Here is a 15,607-nt window from a genome sequence, read left to right as displayed (position 1 = left end):
CCGGTCGGCTCCGGCCTCCGGCCGCACCGGCCGGGACGCGGGTCCGGTGCGCCGGTCGGTGCGCCGGCGACAGCCCGTGCCGCCCGGCTCTGCCGTCGCCGGTCAGCGGTAGGCGGCGAGAAAGGCGCGTACGCCGGCGGTGGCGCAGTGGTCGAGATCGGCCTCGCTGTCCTGCAGACTGCCGTGGAACATGGCCCTGTTCACGGGGATCCACAGCAGCAGACCGGAGAAGTGGTTGGCGGCCAGGAGCGGTTCCTCGCACCGCAGCAGCCGCCGGTCGGTGAGGTCCTGGAAGGTGGCCGCCAGGGTGGTGAGCACCCGTTCGAACCCCTGCTCGTACCAGCTCGCGCCCAGCTCGGGGAAGGCGTCCGCGTTGGCGATGACCAGGCGCCGCAGCTGAAGGACCTGGGGTTGGGTGAGCGCGGCCAGAAACTGTCGGGCGAGACGGGTCAGGCTCGCTTCCAGGGCGTCGGCGTCGGCCGGGACGTGGCCCACCAGGTCGAGCATGCCGTCGATCCGGTCGGTGGTGGCCAGCACGATCTCGGCGAACAGCTTCTCCTTGTCGGAGAAGTGCTTGTAGACGGTCTGCTTGGACACCGCGGCCAGCTTCGCGATGTCGTCCATGCTGGTGCTCTGGCTTACCGCGGTCGCCGCCCGGCTGATGGCCGAGGAGCCCCCGGCCCGTCCGTAACCACCGCCCCGCCGCTGCGGCGCACTGGGTGACCACCGGCCACCGACCGACCACGATCACCGAGCACGAACGGATGGAACGAGACTCATGGCCGACCAAGTGAAGGGCCCCGCCAGCTACTTCCCCTCGATCGAGAAGAAGTACGGCCGGCCGATCGACGAATGGAAGGAGTTGATCCGCAGCTCGCCCCTGTCCAAGCACATGGAACTCGTCGCCTGGCTCAAGACCGAGCACGGGCTGGGTCACGGTCACGCCAACGCGCTCGTCGCACACACTCTCGCCGAGGACGGCAAGAGCACGAAGTGAGCCGTGGCTGACGCGCGTTGGGCGAGCGTCACGGCTCGGCGCCGCTGAGCCGGCGATGGCCGGAGTCGAGCGGTCCGGCCTGCCACCTTGTAGGCTGCGCGATCCTCCCACGCCCTCCGCGGCCCACCGTTCGGTGCCTTCTGCGGCACCGCGCGGTGGGCAGCAGTCATCGTTCGCGCACGTCGCGAGCAGCGGGTCGGGCCCGCCACGACCGCTCGTACGCGGCCTCGACCGGGCGCCGGGCCAGGCCCACCCACCGGCCCGACGGGCGGAGCCGCTCCGACGCGAGGCAAGCGCGCCGCAACCCACGGAGCGGGGCGACGGGCATCCGGCGGCGATCCGACGCCGACCGGGCAGAGATCGCCGAGGGCGATCCTGAACGCCATGAGCAGACGGAACGGCCAGGACCGCATCGTGCTGGCCACGCCCTCACCGGTCACGCACCGCACCGCGGAGGAGAACCTCGGTCTCGGATACCTTGCCGCCTACCTGCGTCAGGAGGGGCACCGGGTCGACCTCGTCGACGGGTGGTTGCAGGGGATCGACGTGGAGGCGCTGGCCCGGCGCATCGTCGAGGCTCGCCCCTCACTGGTGGGTTTCGCCTGCTACCGCAGCAACATGATGCGCGCCATCGAGGCCATGCAATTGGTACAGCGGGCCGGGGTCCGACCGCTGACGGTGGCCGGTGGCTACGGTCCCACCTTCCACGCCAACGAGTTCCTCGAGGCCGGGTTCGACGCGGTGGTGCGCGGCGAGGGCGAGTTGCCGATGTGCCTTCTCGCCGAGCACGTACGCACCGGCACCCCGGCGCTGGCGAGCATTCCGGGCCTGAGCTTCCGCGACGAGGACGGCTCGCTGTGCCACAACTTCGAGCCCGCCCCCAAGCTCCCCTTCTCGCAGCTGCCGCACCCGCACCGCGACACTCTCGATCTGACGATCGCGCGGCGCAGCCTCGTCCATCTGCAGACGGCCCGTGGTTGCCAGGCCACCTGCACCTTCTGCTCCATCATCGCCTTCGAACGGGTCGGCGGCGGATCGAACTGGCGCCAGCGCAGCATCCGGGACGTCGCCGACGAGATCGAGCAGCTGTGGGAAGCCGGTGCCCGGTACTTCAAGGTCATCGACGATTCGCTGGTCGAGCCGCCGCGGGACGCCGCCTGGTGCGCCGAGCTCGCGGACGAGTTCGAGGCCCGCGGACTGAGCCCGAGGCTGCGCGGCTCGATACGCGCCGACCGCGCCGAGGAGGACGTGGTCCGGGAACTCGCGCGGGCCGGGTTCTTCTCCTTCTCCTGCGGCATCGAGAACTTCTCACAGTCCGCCCTGCGCCGAATGGCCAAACGGGCCACCGTGGAGCAGAACTACGCAGCGCTGGACCGTTTCCGCGCCCACGGCATCTACGTACAGGCCGGGCACATCCTCTTCGACGACCGCACCACGCTGGCGGAACTCGAGGACAACTACGCCGCGATGCGCCGCTACGCGTGGACGATCTCCAAGGGCATCTTCACCGAGATGTACGCCGCGGCCGGCACCAACTTCACCAGAACACTGACCAGACGCGGCGGGTTGCAGATCGACCAGGACGCGCTCGGCAACACGCGCTACGACGTACTGGACCCCCGTGTGAGGTGCGTCTACGGCGCACTCAAGCGCTGGCAGAAGGAGCACGCGGCGGTCTACGACAAGGCCATCGACCCGCTCTCCGCTCCCAAGGCCCTGGACGACGCCGAACTTGCCCTGATGCACGGGCTCTCCATCGATCTGCGCGAGACGGACCTGGACCTCTTCCGGCTGCTGCTCGACGCCGCCGCCGGCCCGACGGCCACCGAACACCTCGAAGAGGAGACCCACGAGCTGATCGAGGCGGAGCTCGTCCGCACCGCCCCCCGCTACCGGGCGTTCGACACGCGTGTGAAGGAGGCGTACCGCAAGGTCGGGCTCGTCTACGACGCGGACGACAACCCCTTCCTGTGCTGACCCGCTGATTTTTCCGACTGCCCCTGCTTCTCCCGTTCCCCCCTTCTACGGAAAGGCCGTGGTCACCGTGTCCGAAGAGCAGAGCCCCAAGGTGGAACTCCCCTGGAAGCGCAAGTCGCTGCCGCTCGAAGTGGTCGACGCCAAAGAGCACTTCACCAGGCCGGTGGGCCCGATCGAGCACGAGGAGGCGGAGGAGTGCCCGATCGACATCAAGAACATCGGCTGGACACTCGGCAACGACTGCCCCTACCGCTGCACCCACTGCTACTCCATGTCCGCCCGTGAGAAGGGCATGGACTTCACTCCGGAGATCGTCGACCGCATCGTCGAGCAACTGGCGCTGAACGGCGTCGAGACGGTGAACCTGGGCGGCAACGAACCGCTCTTCACCAACGGGCCGAACCCCAAGAACACCATGCTGCCGCGGATCATCGACGGCCTGACCGACGCCGGCATCATCGTCGGACTCACCACCTCCGGCATCACGGCCCTGCACCTGGAGCGGGACCACAACGCGAGCTGGCGCCGGCTCAACGACCTCGACATCAGTTTCGACTCCCCGTTCGAGGACGAGCACAACGCCAACCGCGGCGCGAAGATCTACAAGCAGGCGATACGCACCCTCGAGCTGGCCAAGGAGTACGGCCTCGACCACTCGATCATCATGTGCGCGATGAACTGGAACTTCACCCAGGCCCATCTGGAAGGCCTGCTGGAGCTGGCGGTCGAGTACGACGCGCACATCCGGATCAACCCCATCAAGCCCGTGGAGTCCAAGCACATGGACTCGCTCCTGCCCGCGGAGCAGTACTACGAGGGCTTCTCCTTCCTGATGAAGCACTGCTCACCGGTCGACCTCGGCGAGCCGCCGATCGCGGCGGTGACGGACTACCAGAACGCCAAGGGCTGCCCCTGCGGTCGCACCTCGTTCCGCATCCACTCCATCACTCCGGACGGACGCATACCGGTCTCGCCCTGCGTGTACCTGCACGACTACAAGGTGGGGGACCTGCGGGTCGACAACCTGTACGACATCATCCGTTCCCCGCAGTTCGCCTCCTTCCGCCGCCGCAACGCCAACCCGGAGCTGCTGGAGGGCTGCGCGGGGTGCGAGCTGCTGCAGGCCTGCCGCGGAGGTTGTGCCGGGCGCTCCTACCTGCACCACGCGCACGAGACCGGCAAGCGCTCGCTGTTCGTGCGCGACCCGTACTGCCCCAAGGAGGTCGCGCCCAAGCAGGAGTTCCCGCAGCAGCCCACCGTGCCGACCGACAAGCGTCTGGTGCACATGGACTACCTGTGCACCTGGATCGGCAAGCCGAAGTGAGTGCGCCGTCCGGGAGCGGCGGAGTCCTCGGCGGGGCGCTGGTCGATCTGGTGCCGCAGCAGGTGGCCGACCGACTGGCGGCCCGGGCCGGGGCCGACCGCCTGGCCCAGGTGCGGGCCACCGGCTTCAAGGAGAGGTCGACGAATGCCTGGTTCCGCGGCACGGCTCTCGGGCGCGAGATCTTCGTGAAGCTGTACGCGCGGCAGGACCGGGCCGCCACCGAACGAGTGGTCGCCCCGGCGGTCGGCCCGACGCGCAGCACGCGTCTGCTGGACGCCGGGACTGCCCCGGGCCTCGGCGCGTACGCGGTCTTCGGCTGGGAGGACCTCGCCCCGCTGCCACCGACCGCCGACTCCGCCGCGACCGCGGGACGCCTGCTGGCAGCCGTGCACGATACGGCTCCGCCGGCCGGCGCCACCTTGACGCAGGAGCCGACCTCCTGCGAGGAGCAGCTCGGGAAGCAGTTGTCGGCGCTGGCCACCGAAGCGCCGGACCTGTACGGGCTGGTCCGCGGCCGGACGGACGCAGCCGACCCGACCGCGCTGGCGCGGGAGGCCGACCGGCGTTCGGCGACCGCCCCGCGGGTGCTGCTGCACGGCGACTACTCGCTGCGCAACGTCGCGCGCGGGGCCGCCGGCCGCGAAGTGGTCTTCGACTTCGAACGGGCTGCGCTCGGCCCGTTCGAGACCGACCTGCAGCGGCTGTGGGACCGGGAGCTGGCCGCTCTCCCGGCCGGCCGTGCCGCGTTCACCGCCGCCTACCGGCGGGAGCGCGGCACGGACCCGGGGCCGCCCGACCCGGTCCTGCTCGACTTCGCCCGCCTGTCCTGCGCCCTCAGCACGCTCACCGCGGCACGGCGCACCGACGATCCCGCCTTCGAGGCCGAGGGCCTCACGATCCTGAAAGCACTGCGATGACGACCAAGAGCTCGACGGCCCGCCTGCTGGCCGTACCGGCGTCCGGCATCACGCTGACCGTCACGGGGGAACCGCGCACGGTGGCCTCGCTGGAGGAGCTGGCCGCGCCGTTCTTCACGCCCCTCGCCGGCCGGAGCGGGCAGCACACTCCGCCGGCCGGGGAGCACCACTGGCAGCTGGAGCTGGTCCGGGGGCTCGTCGACGGCCCGGCGGAGGCTGAACCGGACGGCACCGCAGCGCACCGCACACACTTCGACAAGGCGGCCCGCCGCATCACCGTGCGCTGTGCCGAAGCCCGATGGCTGCCGGTGATCGGCCTGCGCTACGCCCGTACCCTCAGCCGAGCGGTGGCGATCGGGGCGGGCGCGGTCCCGCTGCACGGAGCGGCCGTCGAACTGGCGGGCACCGGGATCATCCTGACGGGCGAGAAGATGGCCGGGAAGACCACTGCCGCGCTCTCCCTGGTCCGAAGCGGCGGCGCCCTGGTCTCCAACGATGACGTTCTGCTCGTGGAGCGCCCGGAGAACTGGCAGATGGTCGGCGGGCCCCGCTCGGTGGGCATCCGGATGGAGTCGCTGGGCGAGCACCGTCCGCAGCTGTCCGCGGAGCGCCTCGCCGAGGCAGCCGGCACACACCCGTCCAACCGCCCCGAGAAGCGGTTCCTGGCCCCCGGAGCGGTCGAACGGCTGGGTGGCTCGGTGCTGACCCGGGCTCCGGCCCACGTACTGGTCGAGCTGGTCTGCGAGCCGGGCGGGCCCGCGGGGCCCGGCCGATCGGACGCTCATCCACTCGAGGACAAGGAGGCAGCAGCCGTGCTGCGCGCATACCTGGAAGAGGCCGCCGACCGACGGCGCTTCGAACTGCTCGACTTCCTCGGCGCCCCGCCGCCCTCACTCACCGTCGACGTCCTCGACTCCGTGGTGGGATCGCTGCGGTTCTACCGCTACACCCACCCGGCCCGCGGCTGGGTCGACGACTTCCTGGACTTCGCCCGCGACCTCGCGCCGGCCCTCTCCACCGCCCCCGCCGGGACGGTGAGCGCCGTATGAAGCTCGGAGTGGTGCTGCGTGCCGAGAATTTGATCCGGGAGAAGGAGTTCCGCCGCAACCGGGTCGTCACCCCCCACGGACCGGTGGACCGCATCTTCAGCGGCACCCTGCACGGGGTGGAGACCCACTTCCTCTACGGACGTTTCCCAGGCCGGCGCACGCCGAGCTGGGAGATCCCCTACCAGGCCAACCAGAGCGCCTTCGACGAACTGGACGTGGGCCACCAGATCGGCACCTACGTCGTCGGCGGGGTCGACAAGTCGGTGCGCGGCGGCGACCTCGTCATCCCGCACGACCTGATCAGCTTCTCGGGCCCCAGCGTCAGCATGCCGCCCGGCAACGGCCGCTTCAGCAACGCCCACGTCGTCCCGGCCTTCTGCCCGGTGCTGCGCTCGCTCCTGATCCGCGGGGCGCGGGAGACCGGTACGGCCGTGCACGAGAGCGGCGTGTACTTCAACTTCTACGGCTTCGCCCGGATCGAGACGGACGCCGAGCTGAACCTGATGGAGAAGCTGGGCGTACGGCTCGTCGGGCAGACCCTGGACCCCGAGTTCACCCTGGCGAGGCTGCGCCACCGGCACTACGTCGCGATAGCGGTGGCGATCGACTCCTACCACGACATGAAGAACGAGGCCGAGCAGGACCCCGACGTCTTCCGCGCCCGCTCCCGGCAGGCGATTGCCGACGGCCGCGAGAGCTTCGAGCGCATCATCGAGGCCGGGCTGGCCACCCGCGGCGACGACCCCGCCGAGAAGTGCGGCTGCGACCGCGTCGCCACCGGCAACCACCGCGACATGTTCTCCTCGTTTCCCGAGGACCTGCTGTGAACAGCTTCCCGGGGCTCCAGGACGCCTATCTGCACCACCTGGACGAGCTGCTGAACCGGCCGCAGTTCCGCAACGCCCCCCGCGGCCACGACAGTCAGGAAGTCCTCGGGGCCGCCTTCACCCTCGACGACCCGCTGCGCCGCCTGGTCACGCACCCGGCCAGGCGCACCTATCTGGTCTTCAACTTCGCCGAGGCCCTCTGGTACCTCTCCGGGCGCGACGATCTGGCCCTCCTGGCGCACTACGCGCCGAGCGTCGCCCGGTACTCCGCCGACGGCAGCCGTCTGACCGGCACCGCCTACGGGCCGCGGATCTTCCGCCACGGCACCGGCGCACTCGACCAGTGGGCCTCGGTCGCGGAGACGATCCGCCGGGACCCGGACACCAAACGCGCCGTCATCCAGATATTCGAGCCGCGCGAGCTGCTCGTCCCGGCCAACCCGGACGTCGCCTGCACACTCGCCCTGCAGTTCCTGCTGCGCGAGGGGAAACTGCACGCCGTCGCCTACATGCGCGCCAACGACGCCTACCGGGGCATGGTCAGCGACGTCTTCTCCTTCACCTTCCTCCAGGAGGTGATGGCACGGCAGCTCCGGGTGCCGTTGGGCACGTACACCCACGTCGCCGGGTCGCTGCACCTCTACCGCCCCGACGTGCCCGCGTCCGCCCGGCTGATGAAGGAAGGCGGACGCGGCCACCTGCCGACGAACCGCATGCCCCCGCTCCCCGAGGGGGACCACCGGCCCCACCTCGTCCGCGTGCTCGAACTGGAGGAGGGCCTGCGCACGGGAGCACTGCGGCTGGAAGCCGACGGGATCGGCGCACTGGGCCTGCCCGCCTACTGGGCGCACGTCGTGACCCTCTTCGAGCTGCACCGGCGGGCGCTCGCCGCAGAGCCCGCCGCCGACCTGGCCGACTCCCTGCCACCGCTCTACCGCCACCTGATGCACCGCCGTTTCCCCGTGCTGGAAGCGGCCCCTTCCTCACTGGAGGAGACCGATGCCGCAGTCTGAACCGGGGCCCGCACGCCTCACCGTCTTCCTGGGCGGGCCCTTCAAGGGCCTGATCGACCCGGTCACCGGGCGGCTCCGCGAAGCGGACCGGGCCCGCTACTCCACGCTGATCGACGCGTTCGAGGACAGAGGATGGCGGGTCCTCAGCGCCCACCGGACCGAGGGCTGGGGTGACGCCCTGGTCAGCGCCCGCGAGTGCACCCGGCGTGACTGGGAGTGGATGCGGGACTGCTCGGTATTCGTTGCCTTCCCCGGCCGGCCCGCCTCCCCGGGCACCCACGTGGAACTCGGCTGGGCCTCCGCGCTCGGCCGCCCCACCGTCGTCCTGGCGGAGCCGGGCACCGAGTGCGCGGCGCTGGTCGCCGGACTGCCCGGCATCGCCCCCGTACGGCTCCTCGAGTACACCGGCGACGCCGCGCAGGTGTGCCGGGCCGTGACGGAGGCGGCCAGGACGGGTGCGGCCACGACGGACGTGGCCGGGACGGGGGCGCAGGCATGAGCGGCACACCGACCGGACCGCGCGTCCGCTGCCTGACCATCGGCTCCTCCGACTCCGGCGGCGGGGCGGGCATCCAGGGCGACCTCAAGGCGTTCGCCCGGGCCGGCGTCTACGGCTCCAGCGCGCTCGTCGGAGTGACGGCGCAGAACACGACGGGTGTGACCGCCACGGCATCGATCGACACCGACATGGTCGGCCACCAACTCAGGGCGGTGCTCGAGGACATCGGCACGGACGCAGTGAAGATCGGCACCACCTGGAGCGCCGAACTGGTCTGGCTGCTGGTGGACCGTCTGGTCTGGCTGGACGAGGTGCCGGTCGTCCTCGACCCGGTGATGATCAGCGCGGCCGGCTCCGCACTGGGCGGCGAGGAGGACGCGGTCACCGCGGTGCGGGAGGGCCTGCTGCCGCTGACCTGGGTGGCGACCCCGAACCCGGCCGAAGCACGGCGGCTGACGCGGCTGGAGGAGGAGAGCGACCCGAGGAAGCTGGCCGAGGCGATCGTTGAACTCGGTGCCCGCGCCGCGATCATCACCGACGCCTTCCCCACCGGCGCGGGCGACCTGCTCTTCGACGGCGAACGGCATCACGAGATCACCGGACCACGGCGCGTCTCCGGCTGCGACCACGGCGCCGGCTGCGCGCACTCCGCGCTGATCACCGCCTTCCTCGCCCAGGGCATGCCGCTCACCCGCGCCGCGCGCACCGCACACGCCGCCGTCTCGCTCGCCATCGAGCGCGGCGCCGCGGACATCGGGGCCGGCCGCCATCCGGTCGAGCTGCATCCGGTCGGGCCGACCACCGAAGGTCCGCCGTGGTGACCCCGCTCGGCTGCGACGTCGCAGTCCTCGGCGCGGGGGTCGTCGGCCTCTCCACGGCCGTGCTGCTCGCGCGCCGAGGAGCCGCCGTCACCCTGCTGGACTCCGGAACGGCAGGTTCCGGGGCCTCGCTCGGCGCGCAGGGCCAACTCGTGCCGCCCTCGCCCCGGTTGCGGCCCCTGTGGCAGCGCAGCCTGGCCCTCTACACCGAGCTCGCGGAACGCACCGGGATGCCCTGGGACGCCGAACCCACCGGCACGCTCGTACTCTCCGCCCCCGGCGAGGCCGACGGCGCACCGCGAACCTTCCCGGACGCCACGGCGCTCACCGGGGAGGAACTGCGTGCGCTGGAACCCGCTCTGGGGCCGCTGGTCGAGACGGGCCTGCTGCTCTCCGAGGGCCGACGCATCGAGCCTGCGGCGGTCCTCGGCGCGCTCCTGGCCGAGGCAGCCGGCGCCGGGGCACAACTGCGCCTGGGGCTGGGGCCGTTGAGGCTTGAGGAGGCGGGCGCTGCGGGATGGGCCTTCGTACGCGCCGACGGAGAGCGGCTCACGTCGCCCCGCGTCGTGATCGCCGCCGGGGCCGGCGCCCGGTCCCTGCTCGCCCCGCTCGGGCTGCACGTGCCGCTCACCCCGGTGAGCGGGCGGGTGATCGTCACCGAGCCCGCACCGTTCACCCTCGGACGGGTCCTGGCCGAGTCGGTGATCGGGGTGCCGCGGTCGGTGGCTCTCCTGGCCCACCAGGCGCCGGACGGCGCTCTCGTCCTCGGTGGTTCCTGGTACCCGCACGACGAGGCGGAGCCGGAGGACCTCGCGGCGCGCATCCTGTACCGCGCCGACGAGCTGGTGCCGGGGACGGCCCGGCTGCGGATCACCGCCCAGCGCGGCGGTCTGCGGCCGTTCCTGCCCGACCGCGCCCCCGTCGTCGGCCGGCTGGCACCGGGGCTCTACGGCTGCTTCGGGCACGGCGGTGAGGGCTATATCGCCGGCCCCGGCTCGGCCGACCTGCTCGTCGGCCTGCTCGTCGCCGAAGACGACGGGCAGGCCCAACCGACGGCGGAGCAGCAGACGCTGCTCGACGGATTCCGGTTCGACCGGTGGAAGGAGCACACATGAGTTTCCTCCGGGAGTGCCGCCGGCAAAGCGCCGACGTCTGGGAGGCATACCGCCGCCACCCCTGGATCGAGGCGATGGCGGCGGGCGCACTGAGCCCGGAGCGCTTCGTCTTCTTCCAGCTCGACGACGGCCCGCACGTCGCCGAGTTCAACCGCACGCTCGCCCTGGGGATCGCCAAGGCCCCCGTCGGGCACGCGTGGGCCAAGGCCGCCGCCCACGTCCTGGACGATCTGTCCACGGTCGGCGAACTCGGCGAGAAACGCTCCCTGGTCGAGGAGCTCGGCTTCGCCGCAGAGCTCGCCGCCGACCGCTGGACCTGCTCCCCGGCACGCGAGGGATACCTCAACCACCTGGTGCGCGTGGGCTACGAGGGCACCTTCGCCCAGATCGCCGCTGCCGTGTATCCGTGTTCGCTGTTCACCGAGGTGATCGGGGAGCGGTTCGCCGGCCGTGAGATCCCCGGCCCGCCCGCGTACCGCCGCTGGGCGGACATGTACACCCGCCGCACCCGTACGCAGATGTGCGCGGCGCACGCCCGCGTGGTGGAGGAGGCCGCCGCCGAGGGCGGCGCCGCCGAACGGGCCGCGCTGGAGCGGCTCTACCGGCGCAGCCTGGAGCACCAGGTACGGGTCTTCGACGCGGCCTGGGAACTCGACGGTGCCTGGCCGGGCGGCACGGTGGCCCGGGCCGCCCGTGCGACGGCCGCGCAGGACTACCGGTGACGGCCGAGGTCCACCGCGCCGGGCGCGAAGCCGCCGACCAGCTCGCCGCGCGGGCTGCTGGTACGGGCGACCTCGCGGCCGTGCCGCACCACGTGCAGCCGGGCGGGCAGCAGCCGCAGCGCCTCCACCGGATCGCAGGCGTCCAGCAGCACGAAGTCGGCGGGGCGGCCCTCGACAATGCCGTAGCGCTCGCCCAGTCGCATCGTCCGGGCGCCCGAGCAGGTCACCAGGTCGAGCGCCCCGGCCAGCTGTTCGTACCCGGTGAGGTGGCCGAAGAGGGCGCCCGTCTGGGCGACGGCGAGCATGTCCCCGGTGCCCAGCGGAAGCCAGGCGTCCAGGACCGAGTCCTGCCCGAACGCCACCGTGACGCCGGCCTCCAGCAGCTGCGCCACGGGCGCCATGCCGCGGCGCACCGGGGGCGGGTCGCCGCGGCCCTGGAGCACCGCGTTGACCATCGGGTTGGCGACCACCGCGATGCCGGCGCGGGCGAGCAGCCCGGTCGCCGACGCCAGCGTGTCCGGGCAGTAGGCGGCCATGGCGGTGCAGTGCCCGAGCGCGACCCGGCCCTGCCAGCCGCGCGTGAGCGTCTCGCGTGCCACCGCCTCCGCCAGGCGGGAGCCCGGATCGTCGGTTTCGTCGCAGTGCGGGTCCACGTCGGCGTCGAACTCCTGGGCCACGTCGAAGATCTCCCTGACGTGCCGCTCCGCGTCCCGGGGTGTGCGCTCGTAGTGCGGGATCCCGCCGACCACGTCGCAACCCCTGGCCATGGCGGCGCGCAGCGCCTCTCGTTGGCCGGGCTCGCGCAGCAGCCCGTCCTGCGGGAAGGCCACCAGCTGGAGGTCGCAGACGCCGCGGGCCTCCTCCCGCAGGTCGATCAGTGCACTCAGCGCGTCCGGGGCACCCGGGCTCATGTCCACGTGGCAGCGCACGTGCAGGGTGCCGGCCGCGACCATCCAGCGCAGCACCTCGCGCGCGTTGCGGTGGATCTGCCGACCCGTCAGCCGGGCCTTGCTCCGCCCCCAGACCTCGATCCCCTCCCGCAGCGTTCCCGAGCGGTTGGGGTCGGCCGGGTCAAGTGTGAGCGCGGAGTCCAGATGCATGTGGGCGTCGACGAACGGAGGCACCACCAACCGCCCGCCGGCGTCGATGACTTGAGCGGCGGCCGGAGTGCCGCCCTCGGTCGGGGCGCCGATCCTGGCGAACCTCCCCTCGCGCACCAGGATGTCCACCGACTCGGTGCGATCGGCCAACCGCGCGCCCCTCACCACCAGTTGCGCCGGTTCGGCTGCTTCCCCCGCTCCGCGGGCCGGTTGAGTGACCATCCCCCGATTATGGCCGCCTCGGCCACGCCCTCCAGCCCCGTTCCGGCCAAGCAGGCGCTGCCGGACCGCCGATTCCTGCCAGGAGACCACCATGCCCAACACCCGTTCCCCGGCCGCCTTTCCGGAGCTGCAACTGGGAGCCCTCGCCCCGGCGTCGCCCGTCGAGGAGACACTTGAGCGGATCGCCTCGCTGGTGGCGCGCGGCGAGCGCCCGCTGGACCGCGTCGCCGACGTGATCCGGCGCAACCGCGTCGTACTCATCGCCGCGGACCACCTCGCGACCGCGGCCGACGGCGACGAACTCGCCCGTGAACTGGAGCCGTTCGTCACGGAGCGGATCCGGCGCGCCGCCGCGCTGGACGCGGCGACCGGGCTGCTCGACCGCCTCGGGACCGACCTCGACATACCGGTGTGGGGCATCAAGGGCCTCTCCAGCCGGGCCGACTACCCGCAGTCGAAGCTGCGCGAACTGCGGGACGCGGACGTCTGCGTCACCGGCGCGGACGAGGCGCTGGCCCTCGCCGACCGGCTGCGGCGGCACGGCTACCGCACCGACCACGGTGAACTGCCGTGGATCAAGCAGACCCTGGACGGCGCGCCCTACGGCCAGTACAAGCTCACCGGGCCGAGCGGATTCGCGGCCGTGGACATCCACTTCGGCCCCGGCTACTCCACCGGCCACTCCGGACTGCTGCCGCTGCCCGCGCCGACCGTACCGGGCCTGCACCCGTTGCCGCGGGTCGCGAACCTGCGGCCGATGCTGGGCAACAGCGGCGGAGACGTGCACATCACGGTCAAGGACGTCAACGACCTCTGGGTCGCAGCCCGTACGCTCGGCCCGGCCGAGGTCGACGCACTCGCGGCCGACGCCCGGGCCGTCGTGCTCGGCGGTCATCTGGCGGACATCGCACGCGTCGTCCTGGAGATCACCCGCACCGACGCCGACCAGCGCACAGCCCTGGAGAACCTGATCGCGGCCGGCCCCGGGCGCACCGCCCGACCGGTGGTCGCCACCGGCCTGATGCCGCGCACAGCGCCGGTCCGTGTGCTGCGCACCACCGGCCGGGCCTTCGGCCAGGCCGGTGCACACACCGCCTCGCTGCCGGCCCGGGTCGGTGCGGTGCTCGGCGCGCTCGCCTTCTACGCGCTGCCCACCCGGCCGCGGGTGGTCGCGGCGCCGGCGCTCTCCCGCCGGCCCGCGCCGTGGCGCTGTGTGCGGCTCGTCCCCCTCGAACTGGCCCGCACCCTCCACCACCAGGGCGCGGACGCGGCCGACCGCTGGCCTGGCGACCCGCTCGCGCCTCCCGCCGACCCCGACACCTCCGCGGCCTCCGCGGGCCCCGACACCTCCGCGGGCCCCGACACCTCCGCGGCCTCGGCCGAGGAGCGGACCGGCACGGGCGTACCGGGGGGCGGGCTGCGCTGGTCGGCCGGCCATCGGACGCTGACCTACGGCTCCTCCGTCTTCGTCTCCACGGTGTGGGGCGCGCTGCCGCGAGCGGTGGTCCGCGACGCGGGGGAGGCGGCGCGATGACCGGCTCCGCCGCGCTGCGGTCGCCCGCCGCCGAGGAGGCGCTCGCAACCGTCGGACTGACCACCGGCGAGGTCACCGCGCTCCTGGACCGGGAGAGGGCGGACGGGCCGCGCCATCTCGTCGGTTCGCTCGCCTCCGGCTTCGGCAACGCCCACAGCGATGTGGATGTGCACATCCTGGTCGACGGGCTGGAGGAGCCCGTCGGGCCCCGACTGCGCCATGTGGGCGAGACCGCGGTGGACGTGGAGCTCTTCCCCGCTCGGTGGCCCGCCCAGGAGGTGGCCCGGCTGAGCGAAGTCCCGGTCGCCGAGCTGCCCTTCGGCCGCATCGCACTGGAGCCCGCGGTACGGAGCTCCCAGCGGCGCTGGCTCTGCCGCTGGGTGCACGCCGCCCCGCTGGGAGCCGGGACCGGTCCGGTGTTCACCGAGGAGGAGGTACGGGTGCTGCTGCCCGCCATCGTCCGGCAGGCCTTCGACCGGGCCCTGACGGAGGCCGCCGTCGCACTGCTCGCCGACCGTGCCGCCCGGGACGGGGCCGACGGCTGGACCGCGCAGGCGTGCGGCTACCTGTGGAACCGAGCGGCGCGCGGGGTGCTGGAAGTGCACTGCCGGGCTGCGGGCGAGGTGACCACGGGAGAGAAGTGGCTGCCCGCCCGCGCCCGTCGACTCGGTCTGACGCTGCCCGATCCGGGAGCGCCCGCCGACGGCGGCGCGGCCCTGCTGGCACTGCTCGACCTGACACCGTCGGACGTTCTGGAGGCGGTCCGCGTACGCCCCGCCGAGGGACTGCGCCGCGCCGAGCTGGCCGGGCGGAGCTTCCTGGCCAATCGGCACGACCGTCTGTTCGCCGAGTGGCTGGAGACCGAGGGCCCCCTCGCAGGAGTGCTGGAAGAGCACTCACCGGGCCGGCTGCTGGACGCCTTCCGGCGTGCCCAACTGGACTTGACCGCGGATCCGGACGCGCTGAGCGGGAGGTCGCAGCCATGACCGTTCTCTCCTCGGACGACGGGATCGACGGCCCGTGGCTCGCGACGCACGGCGCCAACGCCGCCTGGCGGTACGCCCGTTCGGTCGACCCCACGCTGGACGACATCGAGGCGGCGAGCGCCACCGGGGCCTGGGACCTGTGCGTCGAAGCGTGCGCGAAGGCGCTGCAGGCGATCCTCGTGTGCCACTGCTGCCTGGACGGGATGAAGGGGGTGCCCGAGCGGGAGCACCTGCACGCGCTCATCGCCTCCTCTGGCCACCCCGTGGCGGCAGCCCTGCGCACCCTGCCGCTCTCCTACCGGGCCACCGCGGCCGACGCCGATCACGCGCGCACGGCCGTCGACGAGCAGGACGCCGCGCTCCGCGCACGGCTGCCGTTCGAGCTGCCGGTGATACGGCAGGCCGGACGGCACGCCGCCACCGTGCGGGCCACCGCGCAGATCGCCCGCTTCAGGTCCGCACGCGGGCTCGGAGCGCTGGACTGGGACCGTTCGGGGCTGTGATGCA

The 15,607-nt window shown here is 72.6% G+C and carries 16 protein-coding genes; 14 read left to right on the top strand and 2 right to left on the bottom strand.

Translation table 11 applies throughout. From position 1 onward, the window contains the following. Window positions 1–102: 102 nt before the first annotated feature. Window positions 103–624 (bottom strand): TetR/AcrR family transcriptional regulator, encoded by a 522-nt coding sequence (locus tag JGS22_RS21320; protein WP_211039335.1) that lies wholly within the window; start codon window positions 622–624, stop codon window positions 103–105. A 154-nt stretch (window positions 625–778) separates the two neighbouring features. Between JGS22_RS21320 and JGS22_RS21315 the strand changes: the two genes are divergently transcribed. The 11 genes from JGS22_RS21315 (at window position 779) to JGS22_RS21265 (ending at window position 11,258) form a co-directional block, all read left to right on the top strand. Then, entirely contained in the window at window positions 779–997 is a 219-nt protein-coding gene (locus JGS22_RS21315; RefSeq protein ID WP_211039334.1) for a DUF4287 domain-containing protein, read from the top strand. Between the two features lie 384 nt (window positions 998–1,381). Continuing rightward, a complete protein-coding gene (locus JGS22_RS21310) occupies window positions 1,382–2,974 on the top strand; it encodes a B12-binding domain-containing radical SAM protein (RefSeq protein WP_236074239.1) in 1,593 nt (530 codons plus the stop codon). A 58-nt stretch (window positions 2,975–3,032) separates the two neighbouring features. After that, the gene (locus tag JGS22_RS21305; protein WP_308405834.1) at window positions 3,033–4,298 is read left to right on the top strand and encodes a radical SAM/SPASM domain-containing protein; all 1,266 of its coding nucleotides are present in this window, start codon (window positions 3,033–3,035) and stop codon (window positions 4,296–4,298) included. Beyond that, complete coding sequence (locus tag JGS22_RS21300; protein ID WP_211039333.1) at window positions 4,295–5,215, top strand: phosphotransferase family protein; 921 nt, start codon at window positions 4,295–4,297, stop codon at window positions 5,213–5,215. Before JGS22_RS21305 ends, JGS22_RS21300 begins: the two co-directional genes overlap by 4 nt. Beyond that, entirely contained in the window at window positions 5,212–6,264 is a 1,053-nt protein-coding gene (locus tag JGS22_RS21295; RefSeq protein ID WP_211039332.1) for a phosphoenolpyruvate carboxykinase (ATP), read from the top strand. Before JGS22_RS21300 ends, JGS22_RS21295 begins: the two co-directional genes overlap by 4 nt. After that, a complete protein-coding gene (locus JGS22_RS21290) occupies window positions 6,261–7,091 on the top strand; it encodes a phosphorylase family protein (RefSeq protein WP_211039331.1) in 831 nt (276 codons plus the stop codon). The genes JGS22_RS21295 and JGS22_RS21290 overlap by 4 nt, the downstream gene beginning before the upstream one ends. Next, entirely contained in the window at window positions 7,088–8,104 is a 1,017-nt protein-coding gene (locus JGS22_RS21285; RefSeq protein ID WP_211039330.1) for a thymidylate synthase, read from the top strand. The genes JGS22_RS21290 and JGS22_RS21285 overlap by 4 nt, the downstream gene beginning before the upstream one ends. Next, the gene (locus JGS22_RS21280) at window positions 8,091–8,603 is read left to right on the top strand and encodes a nucleoside 2-deoxyribosyltransferase (RefSeq protein ID WP_211039329.1); all 513 of its coding nucleotides are present in this window, start codon (window positions 8,091–8,093) and stop codon (window positions 8,601–8,603) included. Before JGS22_RS21285 ends, JGS22_RS21280 begins: the two co-directional genes overlap by 14 nt. Further along, window positions 8,600–9,424, top strand: a complete 825-nt coding sequence (gene thiD, locus JGS22_RS21275) for a bifunctional hydroxymethylpyrimidine kinase/phosphomethylpyrimidine kinase (protein ID WP_211039328.1) — start codon at window positions 8,600–8,602, stop codon at window positions 9,422–9,424. The genes JGS22_RS21280 and thiD overlap by 4 nt, the downstream gene beginning before the upstream one ends. Beyond that, a complete protein-coding gene (locus JGS22_RS21270) occupies window positions 9,418–10,536 on the top strand; it encodes an NAD(P)/FAD-dependent oxidoreductase (protein WP_211039327.1) in 1,119 nt (372 codons plus the stop codon). Before thiD ends, JGS22_RS21270 begins: the two co-directional genes overlap by 7 nt. Next, window positions 10,533–11,258: a TenA family protein gene (locus JGS22_RS21265; RefSeq protein ID WP_211039326.1), complete on the top strand. Its 726-nt coding sequence runs from the start codon at window positions 10,533–10,535 to the stop codon at window positions 11,256–11,258. The genes JGS22_RS21270 and JGS22_RS21265 overlap by 4 nt, the downstream gene beginning before the upstream one ends. Here JGS22_RS21265 and JGS22_RS21260 read toward each other — a convergent pair. Beyond that, on the bottom strand, window positions 11,249–12,580 hold the full coding sequence (locus JGS22_RS21260) for an amidohydrolase family protein (RefSeq protein ID WP_211039325.1): 1,332 nt from the start codon (window positions 12,578–12,580) through the stop codon (window positions 11,249–11,251). The two genes, JGS22_RS21265 and JGS22_RS21260, sit on opposite strands and share 10 nt — an antisense overlap. A 91-nt stretch (window positions 12,581–12,671) precedes the next feature. On the opposite strand from JGS22_RS21260, the gene JGS22_RS21255 reads away from it, so the two are divergent. From JGS22_RS21255 to JGS22_RS21245, 3 genes are read left to right on the top strand one after another with little or no spacing between them, the layout of a single operon-like run. Continuing rightward, the gene (locus JGS22_RS21255; protein WP_211039324.1) at window positions 12,672–14,114 is read left to right on the top strand and encodes a nucleotidyltransferase family protein; all 1,443 of its coding nucleotides are present in this window, start codon (window positions 12,672–12,674) and stop codon (window positions 14,112–14,114) included. Then, on the top strand, window positions 14,111–15,100 hold the full coding sequence (locus JGS22_RS21250; protein ID WP_211039323.1) for a hypothetical protein: 990 nt from the start codon (window positions 14,111–14,113) through the stop codon (window positions 15,098–15,100). The genes JGS22_RS21255 and JGS22_RS21250 overlap by 4 nt, the downstream gene beginning before the upstream one ends. Further along, window positions 15,097–15,603, top strand: a complete 507-nt coding sequence (locus tag JGS22_RS21245; protein ID WP_211039322.1) for a hypothetical protein — start codon at window positions 15,097–15,099, stop codon at window positions 15,601–15,603. The genes JGS22_RS21250 and JGS22_RS21245 overlap by 4 nt, the downstream gene beginning before the upstream one ends. Window positions 15,604–15,607 lie beyond the last annotated feature (4 nt).

Source organism: Streptomyces tardus (genome assembly GCF_018101125.2).
Classification (GTDB): domain Bacteria; phylum Actinomycetota; class Actinomycetes; order Streptomycetales; family Streptomycetaceae; genus Streptomyces; species Streptomyces tardus.
Note: the sequence above shows the minus strand (reverse complement) of the source record. Positions and strands in the feature narration are given on the sequence as shown.

Excerpts from the sequence above, each read along its gene's own strand:
- JGS22_RS21320 (WP_211039335.1), bottom strand. The coding sequence starts at position 624 with ATGGACGACATCGCGAAGCTGGCCGCGGTGTCCAAGCAGACCGTCTAC.
- JGS22_RS21315 (WP_211039334.1), top strand. The coding sequence starts at position 779 with ATGGCCGACCAAGTGAAGGGCCCCGCCAGCTACTTCCCCTCGATCGAG.
- JGS22_RS21310 (WP_236074239.1), top strand. The coding sequence starts at position 1,382 with ATGAGCAGACGGAACGGCCAGGACCGCATCGTGCTGGCCACGCCCTCA.
- JGS22_RS21295 (WP_211039332.1), top strand. The coding sequence starts at position 5,212 with ATGACGACCAAGAGCTCGACGGCCCGCCTGCTGGCCGTACCGGCGTCC.
- JGS22_RS21290 (WP_211039331.1), top strand. The coding sequence starts at position 6,261 with ATGAAGCTCGGAGTGGTGCTGCGTGCCGAGAATTTGATCCGGGAGAAG.
- JGS22_RS21280 (WP_211039329.1), top strand. The coding sequence starts at position 8,091 with ATGCCGCAGTCTGAACCGGGGCCCGCACGCCTCACCGTCTTCCTGGGC.
- thiD (WP_211039328.1), top strand. The coding sequence starts at position 8,600 with ATGAGCGGCACACCGACCGGACCGCGCGTCCGCTGCCTGACCATCGGC.
- JGS22_RS21265 (WP_211039326.1), top strand. The coding sequence starts at position 10,533 with ATGAGTTTCCTCCGGGAGTGCCGCCGGCAAAGCGCCGACGTCTGGGAG.
- JGS22_RS21260 (WP_211039325.1), bottom strand. The coding sequence starts at position 12,580 with ATGGTCACTCAACCGGCCCGCGGAGCGGGGGAAGCAGCCGAACCGGCG.
- JGS22_RS21255 (WP_211039324.1), top strand. The coding sequence starts at position 12,672 with ATGCCCAACACCCGTTCCCCGGCCGCCTTTCCGGAGCTGCAACTGGGA.
- JGS22_RS21250 (WP_211039323.1), top strand. The coding sequence starts at position 14,111 with ATGACCGGCTCCGCCGCGCTGCGGTCGCCCGCCGCCGAGGAGGCGCTC.
- JGS22_RS21245 (WP_211039322.1), top strand. The coding sequence starts at position 15,097 with ATGACCGTTCTCTCCTCGGACGACGGGATCGACGGCCCGTGGCTCGCG.